The following is a 16,002-nucleotide window of genomic DNA, read 5'->3' on the forward strand; positions in this document are numbered from 1 at the left end:
CTTGTCCCCTCCCAACCCTCCCCCGCAAGTGCGGGAGAGGGACAGAAGCAGCGATTGCCTCGTTTCCCCTCTCCCGCAGTTGCGGGGGAGGCCGGGACGGGGCCGCGTCGCGACCGACCCGCCCCTCATTCCCCCGCCATCCTCGCCCCCGCCGCGCGCCCGTGCTCGATCTCGAGCACGCGGCCGAAGGTGCGCTGCACCGCGCGGGAATGCGTCGCCACGATCGCCGTCCGGCCCGCGCAAAGGCGCCGCAGGCTTTCCAGCACCTCGGCCTCAGTCCCGGGGTCGAGATGCGCGGTCGGCTCGTCCAGCAGGACCAGCGGCGTGTCGCGCAGGAAGGCGCGAGCCACCGCAACGCGCTGCGCCTGGCCGCCCGACAGGCCGAAGCCGCCCTCCCCCACCAGCGTATCCAGGCCCTTCGACAGGCCGCGCGCGAAGGCCATGACCTGCGCGGCCTCGGCCGCCGCCTCGATCTCCGCATCGGTGGCATCGGGGCGGGCGAGGCGGATGTTGTCGCGCAGCGTGCCGCGAAACAGGTGGGATCGCTGGCCGACATAGGCCGACAGGCGCCGCAGTTCGGACGGTGCCAGCAGGGTCGCGTCCTGCCCGTTCAGCGCGATCCGCCCGGCATCGGGCCGGCAGAAGCCCATGAGCAGCCGCAGCACGCTCGACTTGCCCGCGCCCGACGCGCCGGACAGCACCAGCGTCTCGCCCGGCATCACGCGGAAGGTCAGGCCGTCCAGCGCCAACGGCCGGGCGGGATCGTAGCGCAGCGACACGTCGGTGAAGGTGACGACGAGCTTTCCCGGGATCTCCTCGAGCCTGAGGCCCGGCGGCCCCGCGGGCTGCTCGAGCAGCGGCGCCAGTTCCGCCGCGGCGCCGCGGGCCGAGAGCTTCTCGTGATAGGCCTGGGAGAAGGTGCGGAGCGGCTGGAAGAAGGCAGGCACCAGCAGCAGGGTGAAGATCGCGGCGACGGGATCGGGGTGGTGCGCGGCCAGTACCGCACCGTGGCGGATCGCCAGGCACGCGATCGCGCCAGCGGCCAGCACCTCGAGCGACGCCGAGGACAGGAAGGCCACGCGCAGCACCTTCATGGTGCGGACGCGCAGCTCGGCGGCCTGGGTCGCCAACGCCTCGGCCTCGGCGTCCTGCCGGCGGAACAGCACCAGGGTGGGCAGGCCGCGCATGCGGTCGAGGAAGCGGCCGGACAGGCGGCCCAGCGCCTCGAACTGGCGGCGGCTGGCCTGGGCGGCGCCGATGCCCGTCGCGGCCATCGCGACCGGCACCAGCAGGCCGGCGACGCCGAGGATCAGGCCCGACGTCGGATCGGCGATCGCCGCCGCGCCCGCGACCATGGCCGGGCCCGCGATCGCCAGCACCGCAGCCGGCAGCCAGCGCGTCAGGTAGCTCTCCAGCGCCTCGATGCGGTCCACGACGAGGGAGGCGCGCTCGCCGACCGGGCGCTGGTCGGTCGGCGCGCCGGCGAGCAGCCGGTCGAACACGGCGGCGCGCAGGCGGGACTTCGCGGCTTCCCCGGCGGCAACGAGCGCGCGTTCCTGCACGACGCCCAGGGCCGCCGAGACCGCGACCAGCGCCGCGGCGAGCGCGAGTTCCGGCCAGCCGGCGGCGCCGAATCCCAGCAGCGCGGCGAGCAGGGTCGCGATCAGCCAGGCCTGGGTGATGCCGACGGCAACCTGGGCGATGCCGAGCGCGAGCGGCAGGCCGAGCCTGCCACGCGCCTCCTTCGCCTCCCTCGCCAGGACCGCGGCGGCCGCGCGATCCGTCTCGTTCACCACCCGTGGCATCCGGGAACGACCTTAGGCCAGCGCCGCAGCCCGGTCATCCCGTCCTGCCAACCCGGCGCGACACGCACAACGAGCGCGCCCCGACGGGCGCCCCTTGCCGGTTCCGGCGGGCGGGGGCACGTCATTCCGCGCCGACATCCCGCGCCGACAGGGGGACCCACGATGCTGCCGACGCATGGACGCTACGACTACACGCCGTGGCGGGGACGCACCCCCTATGCCTGGCCGAACGGGGCGAAGCTCGCGGTCTATCTCGGCGTCAACCTCGAGCATTTCGCCTTCGGGGAGGGGCTGGGGGCGGAGCTCGCCCCCGGCGCGAATGGCGGGAGCGGGCCGCAGCCCGATATCCTCAACTTCGCCTGGCGCGACTACGGCAACCGCGTCGGCGCCTGGCGGCTGCTCGAGCTGCTGGAGGAGCTGTCGCTGCCGGCGACTGTGCTGCTGAACAGCGCCATGTACGACCATGCCCCGCAGCTGGTCGCCGCCCACCGCGCCCGCGGCGACGAGATGGCCGGGCACGGCCGCACGAACTCCGAGCGCCAGTCCACCCTGACCGAGCACGATGAACAGCGGCTGATCGCAGAATCCACCGCCGCGATTGCGCTGCATGAGGGTCGCCCGCCGCGCGGCTGGCTCTCGCCCTGGATCGCGGAAAGCCGCACGACGCCCGACCTGCTGGCCGAGGCGGGATATGCCTACACCATGAACTGGTGCAGCGACGACGCGCCGGTCTGGATGCGCACGCGCGGCGGCCCGCTGCTCGCGGTGCCCTACCCGCAGGAGGTGAACGACATCCCCTCGGTCGTTGCGCGCAAGGACACGGCGGAGGCCTTCGCGCGCATCGTGCTCGATGATTTCGAGGAGCGGCTGCGGCAGACCGCGGACGGGCTGCCGCAGGTCATGGGAATCGCGCTGCACCCCTATATCGTCGGCCAGCCCTACCGGCTGCGGGTGCTGCGCCGGGCGCTGTCGGTCATCGCACGGGCGCGGAGCGACATCTGGATCACCACCGCGGGCGCGATCTTCGATCATGCCGCGGCCCTGCCCGCCGGCGTGGTGCCGGGCTGCCCGCGCGCGGCGCGCGAAGCGGCATGAGGCGCGCCCTTCTCGCGCTCCTGCTGCTGGCGGGTTGCGCGGCGCCGGACCAGCGCGCGCGCCCGGCGCTGCAGACCGTGCCGGCGGTGGACCTCTCGCGCTATGCCGGCACCTGGTATGAGATCGCGCATTTCCCGAACTCCTTCCAGGACGGGCGCGGTCGGCGATGCACCGCGACGACGGCGAGCTACGCGCTGCTCCCGGACGGCCAGGTCGCCGTGACCAACCGCTGCCTCGACGCGGCCGATGGCGGGCGCGAGATCGTGGCGACCGCGACGGCCTATGCGGTCGAGGGCAGCGGCAACGCCCGGCTGCGCGTCACCTTCTTCTGGCCCTTCTACGGCGACTACTGGGTGATCGGGCTGGACCCGGAGTATCGCTGGGCCGTGGTGGGGGCGCCGGAGCGGAACTACCTCTGGATCCTGTCGCGGACGCCGGCGCTGCCCGCGGGCGACTACGCGGCCGCGGTCGGCGCGGCCGCCGCGCAGGGCTTCGATGTCGGGCGGTTGCAGCCGACACCACAGGACGGGCGTTGATGCTGCGCCCTCCCCGACACGGCTGATGCCCTCCCCCCGTCGATTGTTCCCTCCCCCGCAGGCGGGGGAGGGTTAGGGTGGGGGTGCTTCGTCCAGCGCGCCCTCCATCCTCCGCACCCCCACCCCGACCCTCCCCCGCTTGCGGGGGAGGGAGACAGAGGGAGCCCCGCATGACCTGGTCCATCCCCCTCGGGCGCGTGCTCGGCACCGAGATCCGTCTTCACCTGACCTTCCTCCTGCTGCTCGCCTGGATCGCGGTCGCCCATGGGATGAAGGGCGGCGCGCCGGCGGCGGTGACGGGCGTGGTGTTCATCTGCCTGCTCTTCGGCTGCGTGCTTCTGCATGAATTCGGTCATGTGCTCGCCGCGCGCCGCTACGGCATCGCGACGCCCGACATCACGCTGCTGCCGATCGGCGGCGTCGCGCGCCTGGAGCGCATACCGGAGAATCCGTCTGAGGAACTCGTCGTCGCGCTGGCCGGCCCCGCGGTGAACGTCGTCATCGCGCTGCTACTTCTTCTGCTGCTCGGCGGCGTGCCACCGATGGAGGCGCTGGCCAGCCCCGAGGACGTGGACCACCCGCTGCTGGCCCGCCTGTTCTGGGTCAACGTCACGCTGGTGGTGTTCAACCTGATCCCGGCCTTTCCGATGGATGGCGGCCGCGTGCTGCGGGCGCTGCTGGGCTATCGGATGGGGCATCGCCGCGCGACGGAGATCGCGGCCTCGGTCGGCCAAGTGCTGGCATTCGGGCTGGGCTTCCTCGGCCTGCTGGGCGGCGCGCCGCTGCTGGTCTTCGTGGCGCTCTTCGTCTGGCTCGGCGCCGGGGCGGAGAGCCAGGCGGTGCGCGCGCGCGACATGGCGCGCGGGATGATCGCGGCGGATGCGATGATGACGCGCTTCGAGACGCTGCCGGTCACCGCCCCGCTCTCGCAGGCCGTCGAGATGCTGATCCGCACCGCGCAGACCGACTTCCCCGTGGTGGATGGCGGCGGGCGGCTGCGCGGCATCCTGACCCGGACGGACCTGGTCAGGGCCCTGCAGGAGAAGGGCCCCGACGGCCCGGTGCTGGAGGCGATGCAGCGCGAGGTGCCGGAAGTGCCGCACCGCGTGCCGCTCGACCAGGCGATGCAGGCGATGCAGGCGGCGTCCGGCCCGGTGGCGGTGGTGGACGGGTCGGGGCGCCTGGTCGGGCTGCTGACGCAGGAGAATCTGGGCGAGTTGCTGATGGTGGAAGCGGCGCGCGCGGCAAGCCGGCCGGCCAATCCCTGGGCGGCGCGACCTTGAGGCGAGTCGCGAGCGCTATCCCTCCGGCACTCGCGAAACAGTTGAGGCCTCACAAGACACGATAGTTAAACGAAGTCCTGCGACAGCCTGCGCGGGTTCAGCCTCCGCCGGGACCTTCCGCCCCGGCGAAGCTCGCCCGGCGAGGCCTCGGAGAGCGAATATGGGCCCGAAGTTTTGCGCCTAACGGTTGCATAATCTCAAAACGAATCTAAAGTTAGGAGGGGCCTTGATTTCGGGCATCTGCACCGGTGGGCGGCGCGAGCCTCAGGCCTGAACGGGGGATCGACAATGTCAGGTACGAAGACGCTCGATGGCGGCACACTGGCCAACCCGACAAATGTCAACAACAGCGTCATCAACAAAGGGGGCTTCACGGACAGTATCGATTCCAGTGGTGTCGAGGCCTACACCTTCAAGTACACCTACGATCCGGCCGATCCAAACAGAGCGAAGTATGCAGAGATCATAATCACATCTGATCATGCGCTTACATTCGGTGGCGGTGACCTGACCGAACTCACCTTCGACAGTGGCCTTCAGACGAATGGATCGTACGTGTACAAATTTGATTTGGTAAACTACACCGCAAATGGCGACCTTTCTCCGGCGGGCGGAGATGGAAAGATTCTGCTCGCGATTTACGGAGTGGAGGATCCTCTTACCAACTTGATTCCGCCGACGACCTTCTCCGTAGATTTCATCTGAACGGCCGACTTCATTCGCCCCCAATCGCCTTACCCCAACTCGAAGCTCGCCACCCCGTACAACCGGTCCATCGCCACCGCCGGCGAGGGGCCGGTGTACATCCGGGCGGTCTCGAAGACCGGCTTGAGGCCCAGCCGCGTCGCCAGCGCCACCGCCGCGCGGTTCGGCTCCGGCACGTCCAGATGCACCGGGCCGGGCTCCACCCGCTCGAACAGGGCGGCGATGAGGGCCTCCGCATCGGCCTCGTCCTCGGCAACGAGTGGGCCGATCTTGTGGCCGTGGCGCGCCGGGCGGATCACGCCGAAGCCCGCCGCCCGCCCGTCCTTCACCAGCGCCAGCGCGACATGGCCGGGGGCGCCGAGCCAGGCGCGCAGGAAATCCGGGCGCGGGGCGGGGAAGACGGTGGCGTCCAGCGCCTCGATTGCCGTGAAGGGCAGGCTGGCCGCCGGCACGATAGCCGCGCGCGGGGCCGGCAGGACCGGTGCCTCGCCGCCATAGCGGACATTGTTCCAGGCGAGGCTGAAGCCGGATTTCCGGTAGTTCGCCTGCTGCGCCACGACGCCGTCTAGGCCGATCAGCCGCCCCTGCAACTGCGCCATCCCCGCGCGCCAGACCTGCATGCCGCGGCCCTGCCCGCGGAAGGCGGGGGTCGCGATGTAGAAGCCGATGAAGCCGAACCCTGCGCCGTAGCGCGTCGCGGCGATGACGGAGGCCAGCACTCCGCCCGCGAAGGCGCCGAGGAAGGCGCCGGGGTCCTGGGCGAGGAAGCAGTCGAGGTCCACCAGGCCGGGGTTCCAGCCCTCCGCCGCGGCCCAGTCCACGGCGGTCTCGGCCTCGGCGGGGGTGAGGGTGCGGATCGTTGGCATCAGTGCATCACGTCCCCGCCGTTTGGGCTGATCGTCGCGCCGACGAAGAAGTCGCCGCCGGGCGAGGACGCCAGCAGCAGCGCGGCGGCCGCGATTTCCTCGGGCTCGCCGACGCGGCCGAGCGGCAGCGTTGCGCCGGTGCGCTCCGCCCAGCCCTCGCCGAGTTGCGCCGTGAGATCGGTGTTCACCGGGCCGGGGGCGATCGCATTGACCAGGATGCCCTTGGGCGCGCCCTCGCGCGCGAGGGCGCGCGTCATGCCGACCAGCGCGGCCTTGGCCATGCAATAGGGCACGATCCCCGCGCCGCCCTTGAAGGCGAGCTGGCTGGCGGTGGTGATGATGCGCCCCCTGCCCCGGGCGGCCATGCCTTCCCACACCGCCTGCGCGGCGAAGAAGCTGGCGCGGCAATGCACGGCCATGACGCGGTCGTACATGGCCTCCGTGATGGTCTCGATGGGGCCGCGCAGGTTGAGCCCGGCATTGTTCACCAGGATGTCGCAGGGCCCGAGCGCGACTTGCGCGGCGGCGATGAAGTCGCGCAGCGGGGCAAGGTCGGCCACGTCCACTGATCGCTGGAAGCAGCGCCGGCCGAGTGCGGCGACCTTTGCGGCGACCTCCGCCGCGCCAGCCTCGTCCTCGAGGTGGCAGAAGGCGATATCGGCGCCTTCCCGCGCAAACAGCAGCGCGATCTCGCGCCCGATGCCGCGGCTTCCGCCGGTGACGATCGCGACTTGTCCCTTGAGCTGTACCGTCACGCCGTGAGCCTCCGCATTGCCTGGCCGAAGGCGTCGCGGATCGCCATCGCGTCCACATGCCGCCCCGCCTCCACCACCATCCTGCCGCCGCAGGCGACGCGGCGCACGGGATTGCCCTGCCCGCTGAACACCCAGGCGTCGAGCAGCGCATCGCCTTGCCGCCCGAGCAGCAGCGGATGCGTGTCGTCGAGCTCCACCAGGTCGCAGCGCATGCCCGGCGCGATCGCGCCAATCCTGCGCCCGCTGGCCTGCGCGCCGCCGGCGAGCGCGGCATCCAACAGCGTCCGCCCGGGATGAGGGTTCTGCTCGGCCGTCGCGACCGCGCGAGCGTGGCCGCGCAGGCGCTGGCTGGTCTCGAGCTGGCGCAGTTCGAAGGCGGGCGCGGTGCCGACATGGCTGTCGGTGCCGATGCCGAAGCGGCCCCCCTGCGCGAGGAAGCCGGGCAGGCGGAAGATGCCGTCGCCGAGCGAGGCCTCAGTCGTCGGGCAGAGCCCCGCGACCGCGCCGGACCGCGCGAGACCCGCGACCTCGGCCTTGTCGAGATGCGTCGCATGGATCAGCACCCACCGCGCATCCAAAGGCGTGTTGTCGAGCACCCAGCGCACTGGCCGCGCGCCGGTGGCGGCGAGGCATTCCTCGACCTCCTTCGGCTGCTCGGCGGCGTGGATGTGGATCGGGCCCGCGAAGTCCCGGATGGCGCGCAGCATGTCGGGCGTCACCGCGCGGAGGCTGTGCGGCGCGAGGCCGAGGGCCATCTGCAGATCGCCGGCGGTCGCCGTGCGCGAGGCCTCCACGATCTGCATGAAGCGGTCGAGGTCGTTGAGGAAGCGGCGCTGCCCGTCATGCGGCGGCTTCCCGAAGATGCCGCCGTATCGGTAGAGCGAGGGCAGCAGAGTCATCCCGATCCCGCTGCGCCGCGCCGCCGCGAGCTGCCGCTTCGCCATTTCGGCCACGTCGGCATACGGCATGCCGTCGGGCTGGTGATGGAGGTAGTGGAACTCCGCGACGGCGGTGAAGCCATGCTCGAGCAGCTCGACATGGAGCTGCGCGGCGACGGCCTCGGCGTCCTCGGGCGAGAAGCGGCCGACGAAGCGGTACATGGTCTCTCGCCAGGTCCAGAAGCTGTCCTGGCCGGCGGGGCTGCGCCGCTCCGCCCCGCCCGCCATGGCACGCTGGAAGGCGTGGCTGTGCAGGTTCGGCATGCCCGGCACGACATGGCCGGAAAGGCGCCGTGCGGGACCCGTCGGCGCGATGCCTGGCGTGACAGCGTGGATGTCGCCCTGCGGGCTGGCCTCGATCAGCACGTCCCGCGCCCAGCCGCCTGGCAGCAGCGCGTGGGCAGCGTGGAAGGCGGTGGCGGCCATGCGCATGGCATCGCCCATCGCGCCGCGCCGCGCAACCGGCGCCGCGCGCCTTGCGTGCCGCCGGACTCTGCGGCTGGATCGCTCCCTCACCCTGCCGCGGCTGGGTGATGGCCGGGGAGGATGCATGGACATCGCCGAGATGCAGGAACGCGTGCGCAGCGGCGTGCCGCTTGGCCGAGCCTGGGGCGTGGAGGTGCTGTCGGTCGGCGCCGGCGAGGCGGTGCTGCGCCTGCCGCATCACGAGGACCTGTTGCGGCCGGGCGGCACCGTCTCCGGCCCCGCCATGATGGGGCTGGCTGACATGGCGATGTGGGCGGCGCTGCTGTCGCTGAACGGCGGCCGGGACGACAGCCTGACGGCGAACCTCGCGATCACCTTCCTCCGCCCGCCCGGCGCGCGCGCCATCGTCGCCGAGGCCCGCGTGATCAGGAAGGGCCGGACCCTGTCCTACGGCGAGGTTCTGCTGCGGGCGGAAGGCGAGGACGCCCCCTGCGCCCACGTCACGACGAGCTGGGCCGCGGCGGGACGGCGCGACTCGCCCAAGACAGCGTGATCGGACAGGGCAAGTCCGACCTTCATTACAACTCACTCATGTCTTGAATTCGTCACGGTTCAGGTCCAGCCTTCCTAGTGGCGGCCCGGTCCCCCTCTCGCGGGTCGCCGTCACCGCCGCGCCCCCCCGCGGCGAGGGGAACGAGGAAACAATGGACGGGAGTATCCCGGTCGGACTGATGGATCGCCTCGAGGAGCGCCAGGCGGAGCTCGGCCGGCAGATCGCCGCGGAGCGCGCCCGGTCGGTGCCGGACGAGAACCTCATCCGCCGCCTGACGCGCGAGCGCCTGCTGGCCCGGGACCGCATCGCGGCGCTGACGGGCTGCGCGATGCCGCGCTGGGCGCGCCCCGACCTGCCCGCGGCGGAGTAGCGCCGCCTACACGCTCCGCATCAGGCCGCCATCCACGCGGATGTTCTGGCCGGTGATGTAGCCTGCGCCGTCGGAGGCCAGGAAGGCGACCGTCGCGGCAATCTCCGCCATCGTGCCGTAGCGCTTCATCGGCACGCTGTCGCGCCGCGCCTCCTGCTGCGGCAGGCTGTCGATCCAGCCGGGCAGGACGTTGTTCATCCTGACGCCGTCCCCGGCATGGCTGTCCGCGAAGAGCTTTGTGAAGGCCGCGAGCCCCGCGCGGAACACCGCGGAGGTCGGGAACATCGGCGAGGGCTCGAAGGCCCAGGCGGTCGAGATGTTGACGATCGCGCCGGACTGCCGCGCGATCATGTGGGGCGCCACCAGCCGCGTCGGACGGATGACGTTGAGGAGATAGACCTCCATCCCCGTGTGCCACTGCTCGTCCGTGATCTCGAGGATCGGGGCGCGCGGGCCGTGGCCGGCGCTGTTCACCAGCACGTCGATGCGTCCCCAGCGCGCCATCGCGCCGTCCACCAGCCTCGCGAGATCGTCGCTGGAGGTATTGGTGCCGGTGACGCCGAAGCCGCCTAGATCGGCCGCCAGCGCCTCTCCCCTGCCGGAGGAGGAGAGGATCCCGACGAGGTAGCCGTCGGCCGCCAGACGGCGCGCGCAGGCCGCGCCCATGCCGCTGCCGCCGGCCGTGACCAGCGCGACCTTCCGGTCCGTCATGACGCGATCCTTCTCCCGCTACGGCGTCTTATGCCGCGCGGCGGGGTCAGGCGGAATGGACCTCGTTCACGTCCTCGCCGAAGCGGTCGAAGGCGACGCCGTAGCAGTGGATGGAAATCGCCGTCCGGCAGGAGAGGTTGGCCAGGCGGTGGATCAGCGCGGGGTCGGCCGGCCCGCCGCCGACGCCGCCCGGCGCGAGCAGCCGCGTGGCGCTGGGCTGCGGCGGATCGCCTGCGACGTAATACGTCTCGGTCAGCACGCCGCGATGCACGCCGAATGCACACCAGGTCCGGTGGCCATGCACCGGCGACATCTGGCCGGGCCGCCAGACCAGCGCGACCACGGCGTAGCGCCCGGCCGCGTCGGCATGCAGGAGGTGGCGGACATAGCGGTCCGGGCAACAGGGGCAGTCGATGCCCTCCAGCAGCTCGGGCTTTGCCAGGGCGTCCCCGATTGCGGCCATGACCGCTTCATGCCGGGTCGGCGCCGGCGCCTCCGCCGCGCGGGAGATGCCGGCCAGCATGGTCTCGAGGGCGGTGCGCGGGCGGATGAAGGTCATGGCCTCTGGCGGGGTGTGTAACGCCCCGGAGTATGCCGAAAGGGATTGTCGGATTCAAACGAAATTCGCGATCCCATACTCTGTTTTCGTGTATGACAACCAAATCTACCTCTTTATGGCGCGCTTCATGGAACTCCCGGCCATGGCTTGGGCCGTGCCCGCCCGGCTGGACCGCCCGCCCCGTCCTGGGCCAGGGTGGCGCACCGCCCGAGGATCGCTCCATGCGTCGCCGTCGCCTGCTCTTCGCGCTCGCCGCCCTGCCCGCCGCCGCCCCTGCCCTGGCCCAAGCGCCCGCCCCCGCCTCGGCCCCCGCCGCCCCGCCCTGGCCGACCCGCCCGCTGCGGCTGGTCGTGCCATTCCCGCCGGGCGGCACCGCCGACCTGCTCGGCCGCCTCGCCGCGCGGGAGATCGAGACCCGCCTCGGCCAGCCCGTGGTGGTGGAGAACCGCCCCGGCGCCGGGGGCGCGGTCGGGTCGGAAGCGGTGGCGCGCGCGACGCCGGACGGCACGGTGCTGGTGCTGTCCAACATCGCGAGCCAGGCGATCGGCCCCGCGGTGAACCGCAACATCACCTATGACAGCGTGCGCGACTTCACCCATGTCGGCCTGATCGCCGCCGTGCCGAGCGCGATCGCGGTCTCGGCCAGCAGTCCCTTCCGCGCGCTGCCGGAACTGCTGGCGCGGGCGCGGGCGCAGCCGGGATCGGTGCGCTTTGCCTCGACCGGGGTCGGGACGTCGTCGCATGTGAAGCTCGAACTGCTTAAGCGCGCAGCGGGGGTGGACATCACCCATGTGCCCTATCGCGGGAGCGCGCCGGCGGTCACCGACGTGCTCGGCGGCAATGTCGAGGGGCTGATCGCCGCCGTGCCCGACATCGGCAACAACGACCGCCTTCGGCTGCTGGCGGTCACCACGCCGGAACGCGCGAGCCGCTGGCCGGACGTGCCGAGCGTGGCCGAGCTCGGCTTCCCCACGCTCGTCGCGTCGAACTGGTTCGGCATCTCCGGCCCCGCCGGCATCCCGCCCGAGATCGCGCTGCGCATCAACGAGGCGCTGGTGGCCGCGCTGAACACGCCGGAGGTGACGGAGCGTCTCGCGGTGCTCGGCGCCGCGCCGAACCGCATGACGCCGCAGGACTACACGGCGCTGGTGACCGCGGAGGTCCCGCGCTGGGCCGAGGTCGCGCGGGTCGCGGACATCAAGGCCGAATGAGCGAGACCGAAGCGGAGCTCGAAGCGAGGCTGAAGGAGGTCCGCGCCAAGCGCGGCTTCCTGCTGCCGCATCACGGGCTGATGGCGCTGGCCTTTCCGAAGCTGCTCGAGGGCTATGACGCCGCCTATACCGCACTCGCACTCGACGACCGCGCGCTGAGCCACCACGACCGGGAGTTCGTCTGGCTCGGCGTGCTGGCCGCAACGGATGAGCGGGTCGCGACGCACCACATCGCGAAGTTCCGCGCCGCCGGCGGCACGGACGAGACGATCGGCGCGGCCTTCGCCGCCGCGGCGCTTGCGATCGGCGCCGAGGCCTTCGACTTCGCCGCGCGGGACTGGGCGCGCCAGCTCGCGCCCTTCGATCCCCGCTCGGCCTATCTGGAGGCGCTTCGGCGCGTCGCGCCCGCTGCGCCGATGCGGCTAATGCACCTCAACGGCCTGGCCGTGCAGGTGTGCCGCGCGCGCTGGCGGCCCTTCGGCTGGCACCTCGAGGCGGCCTACGCCGATGCCGTGGCGGAGGAGGAGATGGCGGAGGCAATCAGCCTGGCGATGTTCCCGGGATCGGTGCCGCATTTCGTCGAGGCCTGCGCGGCATGGCGGCGCCTGATCCTGGACGGCACGCTGCCGGCCAGCCCGCGATTCCAGGCCTGGGCGCGGATGACCGGCCAGGGCGGGCATGACGAGGCGAAGCCGGCCTGAAGCCGCCTCCCCCTTGCCCTTGCGCGGAATGGCTGGTCATTCTGCGCTGCAGCCGGCCCGCGCCGGGACCTGACAGGGGGAGGAAGAACACCATGACCACGCGCCTCACGCGCCGCACGGCGCTGCTCGCCGCCGCGGGCGCCGCGCTCGCCATCCCGCAGCGCGTGCGCGCGCAGCAGCAGTACAAGCCGGAATACAAGCTCTCCGTCGTCGGCAACCGGCCGATCCCGCTGTCGGAAGGCGCGTTCCAGTGGGCCGACATGGTGACGCAGCGCAGCCAGGGGCGGATCAACGTCAAGGTCTATCCCGGCAGCCAGCTCGTCGGCGGTGACCAGACTCGCGAGCTGGTGGCCATGCGCCAGGGCGTGATCGATTTCGCGGTCTTCTCCACCATCAACATCTCGCCCCAGGTGCGCGAGATGAACCTGTTCTCCCTGCCCTGGCTGCTGAACGACCACCGGGGCTTCGACGCCATCATCAACGGCCCGATCGGCGAGGAGCTGTTCCGCACGCTCTCGAGCCGCGACGTCACGCCCGTCGCCTGGGGGGAGAACGGCTTCCGCGAGATCTCCAATTCCCGCCGCGACATCAAGACGCCGGAGGACACGCGCGGCCTGAAGATCCGCTTCGCCGCCGGCGCGATCTTCAGCGAGATCTTCACGGCGATGGGTGCGAACCCGCTCCAGATGTCCTTCGCCGACCTGCAGCCCGCGCTGTCCACCGGCGCGGTGGACGGGCAGGAGAACCCGATCAACCTCTATCTCGCCTTCCGCATGGACACGCTGGCGCAGAAGCACCTGACGGTCTGGAACTACGTCGCCGATGCCGGGATCTTCGTGCTGTCCAAGCAGGTGATGGACAGCTTCTCCCCGGCCGACCGGACGCTGGTAGTCGAAGCCGCGCGGGATGCGGCGAAGGTGCAGATCGGGGAAAGCCGCAAGGGCATCGGCATCGACGGCAACCGCGCAAGCCTCGAGGAACTCGGGCGCCGCGGGGTTACGGTGACGACGCTCGACAACGACCAGAAGGCCGCCTTTGCCCGCGTCACGCGCCCGGTCTACGACAAGTGGGCGCAGACCGTCGGCGTGGATCTGGTGCGCCGCGCCGAGGCCGCGGTCCGCGGGGCACGCGCGTAGCGACGTCACTCCGGCGACCGACGCGCCGCCGGAGCATTCCTTCGAAAGTACCGACATGGCCACCGACATCGATCCCTCGGCGGGACGCGACAACCCGAAAACGTTAGTCCCGCTGAAGATCGAGGAGGTGCTGGTGGCGGCCGCGATGGCCGCCATGGCTCTGATCACGGTCGCCAACGTCGTCACGCGATACCTCACCGATATCAGCCTGGCCTTCACCGAGGAATACTCGGTGGTTCTGATGGTGCTCGTCGCGCTGCTCGGCACCGCCGTCGCGACGGCGTCGGGGCGTCACATCCGGATCGGCTACTTCACTGATTTCCTGTCGCCGAACGGGCAGCGCGTCGCGGAGATGGGCGCGATGGTGCTGACCGTCATCTGCTTCGCGATCCTGGTCCGTTATGGCTGGACGCTGGCCTATGACGAGTACCGCTTCGAGGTGCTGTCGAACGGGCTCGGCAATCCGAACTGGTGGTACACGGGCTGGCTGCCGGTGCTGTCGGTGGTCGTCGTGCTGCGAGCGATGGGGCGGCTGATCCGGCTCGCGCGCGGGAAGGACGGGTGACCGCGCGATGATCGGCGCGATCCTCTTCCTCGGCTTCCTCGTCCTGCTCTTTGCCGGCGTGCCGATCGCGATCGCACTCGGGCTGGCCGGGGCCTTCGCGATCGTCCTGGCGGACCAGTCCATCCTGGCGATGCCGACGAACGTCTATGCGGGGATCGCGAAGTACCCGCTGATCGCGTTGCCGATGTTCGTACTGGTGGGGTCGGTGTTCGACCGCACGGGCGTGGCGCTGCGCCTGGTGCGCTTCGCGACCGCCATTGTCGGCGCCGGGCGCGGGGCGCTCGCCTCGGTCTCGGTGCTGGTGGCGATGGTGATCGGCGGGATCAGCGGATCGGGGCCCGCGACATCGGCTGCGGTCGGCCAGGTCGTCACCCGCAGCATGGAGAAGGACGGCTACCCCCGGTCATTCATCGCCGCGACGGTCGGCGCGGCGGCGGCGACCGACATCCTGATCCCGCCTTCCATCGCCTTCATCATCTATGCCGTGCTGGTGCCGGGCGTGTCCGTGCCGGCCATTTTCATGGCGGGGATGTTCCCCGGCATCCTGGCGGGCTTCGCCATAATCGGCGCAGTGCTGATCCTGTCGTTCCTGAACGACTTCGGCGGCAAGGCGCGGCACGATGAACGGCTGCAGGTCTGGCAGACCTTCAAGGAGGCGTTCTGGGGCCTGATGGCGCCGATCGTCATCCTTGGCGGCATGCGCATAGGCGCCTTCACCCCGACCGAGGCCGCCGTGATGGCCGTGTTCTACGGCCTTTTCGTCGGCTTCGTGATCTACCGCAGCCTGACCTTGCGTGACTGCTACGAGATGCTGGTCGAGGCCGGCGAGCTTTCCGCGGTCATCTTGATCGTCGTCGCGCTTGCCTCCGTCTTCGCCTGGTCCACGTCGACGCTCGGCATCGTGCAGCCCGTGGCGACCTGGATCGTGGGGCTGGGCCTTGGCGAGTACGGGACGATCGCGCTGCTGATGATCGTGCTGATCTTCATCGGCATGTTCCTGGACGGCGTGTCCACCTTCCTGATCCTGCTGCCCGTGCTGATCCCGATCGCCAACGCCTTCCACTGGGACCTGACCTGGTTCGGTGTGATCCTGACCATGAAGATCGCGATCGGGCAGTTCACGCCGCCCATGGCGGTGAACCTGATGGTGTCCTGTCGCATCGCCGGCGTCAGCATGGAGAGCACCATCCCCTGGGTGGTCTGGATGATCCTGGCGATGTTCATTTCGCTGGCGCTGGTCGTGGTCTTTCCCGACATCGCGCTCTGGCTGCCGCGCGTGATGGGGACGATGTAGAACCGGGGCGCCAGCCCGGCGTTGCCCGGCCCATGCGCATCCAGATCAACACCCACCATACCGCCGGCGACGACGACTTCACCGGCCGCGTCGAGGCCGCGATCGCCGAGGGGCTGTCGCGCTTCGCCGATCACCTCACCCGCATCGAGGTCCATCTGGAGGACGTCAATGCCGGCAAGGGCGGTCCGGCCGACAAGCGCTGCATGATCGAGGCGCGCCCGACGCACCATCAGCCCGTGGCGGTCACGCACCAGGCGCCGACTATCCCGCTGGCGCTGGACGGCGCGATCGAGAAGGCATGGAAGGCGCTGGACAAGGCCCTGGCGAGCCGGACGGACCACAAGGGGCGGGCCTCGGTGAAGGACAACGAGTTGAGGTGACGGCTGCCATGCCGTTGCCGGTGCCCTCCATCACCAAACTGTCCCCTCCCCCGGCGGCGTAGACGTCGCGGTCGTAGCGGGTATGGTCGCTCTCGCCCGGGCCCGCCGCGGCC

General features: G+C 71.1%; 18 protein-coding genes. 12 read left to right on the forward strand and 6 right to left on the reverse strand.

Features of this window, described 5'->3' with window-relative positions; all coding sequences use genetic code 11:
• Positions 1–125: 125 nt before the first annotated feature.
• Positions 126–1,793 carry a thiol reductant ABC exporter subunit CydD gene (cydD, locus tag ACLF3M_RS13650; RefSeq protein ID WP_430657487.1) on the reverse strand — a complete coding sequence of 556 codons (1,668 nt, stop codon included), beginning with the start codon at positions 1,791–1,793 and terminating at the stop codon, positions 126–128.
• A 174-nt stretch (positions 1,794–1,967) separates the two neighbouring features.
• On the opposite strand from cydD, the gene ACLF3M_RS13655 reads away from it, so the two are divergent.
• The 4 genes from ACLF3M_RS13655 (at position 1,968) to ACLF3M_RS13670 (ending at position 5,424) form a co-directional block, all read left to right on the forward strand.
• Positions 1,968–2,900 carry a polysaccharide deacetylase family protein gene (locus ACLF3M_RS13655; RefSeq protein ID WP_430657488.1) on the forward strand — a complete coding sequence of 311 codons (933 nt, stop codon included), beginning with the start codon at positions 1,968–1,970 and terminating at the stop codon, positions 2,898–2,900.
• Positions 2,897–3,436 (forward strand): lipocalin family protein, encoded by a 540-nt coding sequence (locus tag ACLF3M_RS13660; RefSeq protein WP_430657489.1) that lies wholly within the window; start codon positions 2,897–2,899, stop codon positions 3,434–3,436. The genes ACLF3M_RS13655 and ACLF3M_RS13660 overlap by 4 nt, the downstream gene beginning before the upstream one ends.
• 170 nt (positions 3,437–3,606) lie before the next feature.
• Positions 3,607–4,719, forward strand: a complete 1,113-nt coding sequence (locus ACLF3M_RS13665; RefSeq protein WP_430657490.1) for a site-2 protease family protein — start codon at positions 3,607–3,609, stop codon at positions 4,717–4,719.
• 288 nt (positions 4,720–5,007) lie between these two features.
• Positions 5,008–5,424: a hypothetical protein gene (locus ACLF3M_RS13670; RefSeq protein WP_430657491.1), complete on the forward strand. Its 417-nt coding sequence runs from the start codon at positions 5,008–5,010 to the stop codon at positions 5,422–5,424.
• 29 nt (positions 5,425–5,453) lie between these two features.
• Here the strand turns inward: ACLF3M_RS13670 and ACLF3M_RS13675 are convergent, their stop codons facing one another.
• Genes ACLF3M_RS13675 through ACLF3M_RS13685 form a run of 3 tightly spaced genes read right to left on the reverse strand, consistent with a single transcriptional unit; the run spans position 5,454 to position 8,409 of the window.
• On the reverse strand, positions 5,454–6,290 hold the full coding sequence (locus tag ACLF3M_RS13675; protein WP_430657492.1) for a GNAT family N-acetyltransferase: 837 nt from the start codon (positions 6,288–6,290) through the stop codon (positions 5,454–5,456).
• Positions 6,290–7,045 (reverse strand): SDR family NAD(P)-dependent oxidoreductase, encoded by a 756-nt coding sequence (locus ACLF3M_RS13680; protein WP_430657493.1) that lies wholly within the window; start codon positions 7,043–7,045, stop codon positions 6,290–6,292. The genes ACLF3M_RS13675 and ACLF3M_RS13680 overlap by 1 nt, the downstream gene beginning before the upstream one ends.
• Positions 7,042–8,409 carry a formimidoylglutamate deiminase gene (locus ACLF3M_RS13685; RefSeq protein ID WP_430657494.1) on the reverse strand — a complete coding sequence of 456 codons (1,368 nt, stop codon included), beginning with the start codon at positions 8,407–8,409 and terminating at the stop codon, positions 7,042–7,044. The genes ACLF3M_RS13680 and ACLF3M_RS13685 overlap by 4 nt, the downstream gene beginning before the upstream one ends.
• A 124-nt stretch (positions 8,410–8,533) precedes the next feature.
• Between ACLF3M_RS13685 and ACLF3M_RS13690 the strand changes: the two genes are divergently transcribed.
• Positions 8,534–8,962, forward strand: coding sequence for a PaaI family thioesterase (locus ACLF3M_RS13690; protein WP_430657495.1), 429 nt, complete (start codon positions 8,534–8,536; stop codon positions 8,960–8,962).
• Between the two features lie 178 nt (positions 8,963–9,140).
• On the forward strand, positions 9,141–9,332 hold the full coding sequence (locus ACLF3M_RS13695; protein ID WP_430657496.1) for a YdcH family protein: 192 nt from the start codon (positions 9,141–9,143) through the stop codon (positions 9,330–9,332).
• A 6-nt stretch (positions 9,333–9,338) separates the two neighbouring features.
• Here ACLF3M_RS13695 and ACLF3M_RS13700 read toward each other — a convergent pair whose 3' ends face one another.
• Together ACLF3M_RS13700 and ACLF3M_RS13705 are read right to left on the reverse strand one after the other, a co-directional pair.
• Positions 9,339–10,043, reverse strand: a complete 705-nt coding sequence (locus tag ACLF3M_RS13700) for an SDR family oxidoreductase (protein ID WP_430657497.1) — start codon at positions 10,041–10,043, stop codon at positions 9,339–9,341.
• A gap of 46 nt (positions 10,044–10,089) precedes the next feature.
• The gene (locus ACLF3M_RS13705; RefSeq protein WP_430657498.1) at positions 10,090–10,602 is read right to left on the reverse strand and encodes a cysteine dioxygenase; all 513 of its coding nucleotides are present in this window, start codon (positions 10,600–10,602) and stop codon (positions 10,090–10,092) included.
• 221 nt (positions 10,603–10,823) lie between these two features.
• Between ACLF3M_RS13705 and ACLF3M_RS13710 the strand changes: the two genes are divergently transcribed.
• The 6 genes from ACLF3M_RS13710 to ACLF3M_RS13735 all read left to right on the forward strand — a co-directional run bounded on the left by ACLF3M_RS13710 (position 10,824) and on the right by ACLF3M_RS13735 (position 15,889).
• Positions 10,824–11,813, forward strand: coding sequence for a Bug family tripartite tricarboxylate transporter substrate binding protein (locus ACLF3M_RS13710; RefSeq protein WP_430657499.1), 990 nt, complete (start codon positions 10,824–10,826; stop codon positions 11,811–11,813).
• Positions 11,810–12,514, forward strand: coding sequence for a carboxymuconolactone decarboxylase family protein (locus ACLF3M_RS13715; RefSeq protein ID WP_430657500.1), 705 nt, complete (start codon positions 11,810–11,812; stop codon positions 12,512–12,514). Before ACLF3M_RS13710 ends, ACLF3M_RS13715 begins: the two co-directional genes overlap by 4 nt.
• A gap of 92 nt (positions 12,515–12,606) precedes the next feature.
• Positions 12,607–13,650, forward strand: coding sequence for a TRAP transporter substrate-binding protein DctP (gene dctP, locus ACLF3M_RS13720; RefSeq protein WP_430657501.1), 1,044 nt, complete (start codon positions 12,607–12,609; stop codon positions 13,648–13,650).
• Between the two features lie 55 nt (positions 13,651–13,705).
• The gene (locus ACLF3M_RS13725; protein ID WP_430657502.1) at positions 13,706–14,215 is read left to right on the forward strand and encodes a TRAP transporter small permease; all 510 of its coding nucleotides are present in this window, start codon (positions 13,706–13,708) and stop codon (positions 14,213–14,215) included.
• A gap of 7 nt (positions 14,216–14,222) precedes the next feature.
• Positions 14,223–15,509 carry a TRAP transporter large permease gene (locus ACLF3M_RS13730; RefSeq protein ID WP_430657503.1) on the forward strand — a complete coding sequence of 429 codons (1,287 nt, stop codon included), beginning with the start codon at positions 14,223–14,225 and terminating at the stop codon, positions 15,507–15,509.
• Between the two features lie 32 nt (positions 15,510–15,541).
• The gene (locus ACLF3M_RS13735) at positions 15,542–15,889 is read left to right on the forward strand and encodes an HPF/RaiA family ribosome-associated protein (RefSeq protein ID WP_430657504.1); all 348 of its coding nucleotides are present in this window, start codon (positions 15,542–15,544) and stop codon (positions 15,887–15,889) included.
• Positions 15,890–16,002 lie beyond the last annotated feature (113 nt).

The sequence above is a fragment of the Falsiroseomonas sp. HW251 genome (genome assembly GCF_050563545.1).
Taxonomy (GTDB): domain Bacteria; phylum Pseudomonadota; class Alphaproteobacteria; order Acetobacterales; family Acetobacteraceae; genus Falsiroseomonas.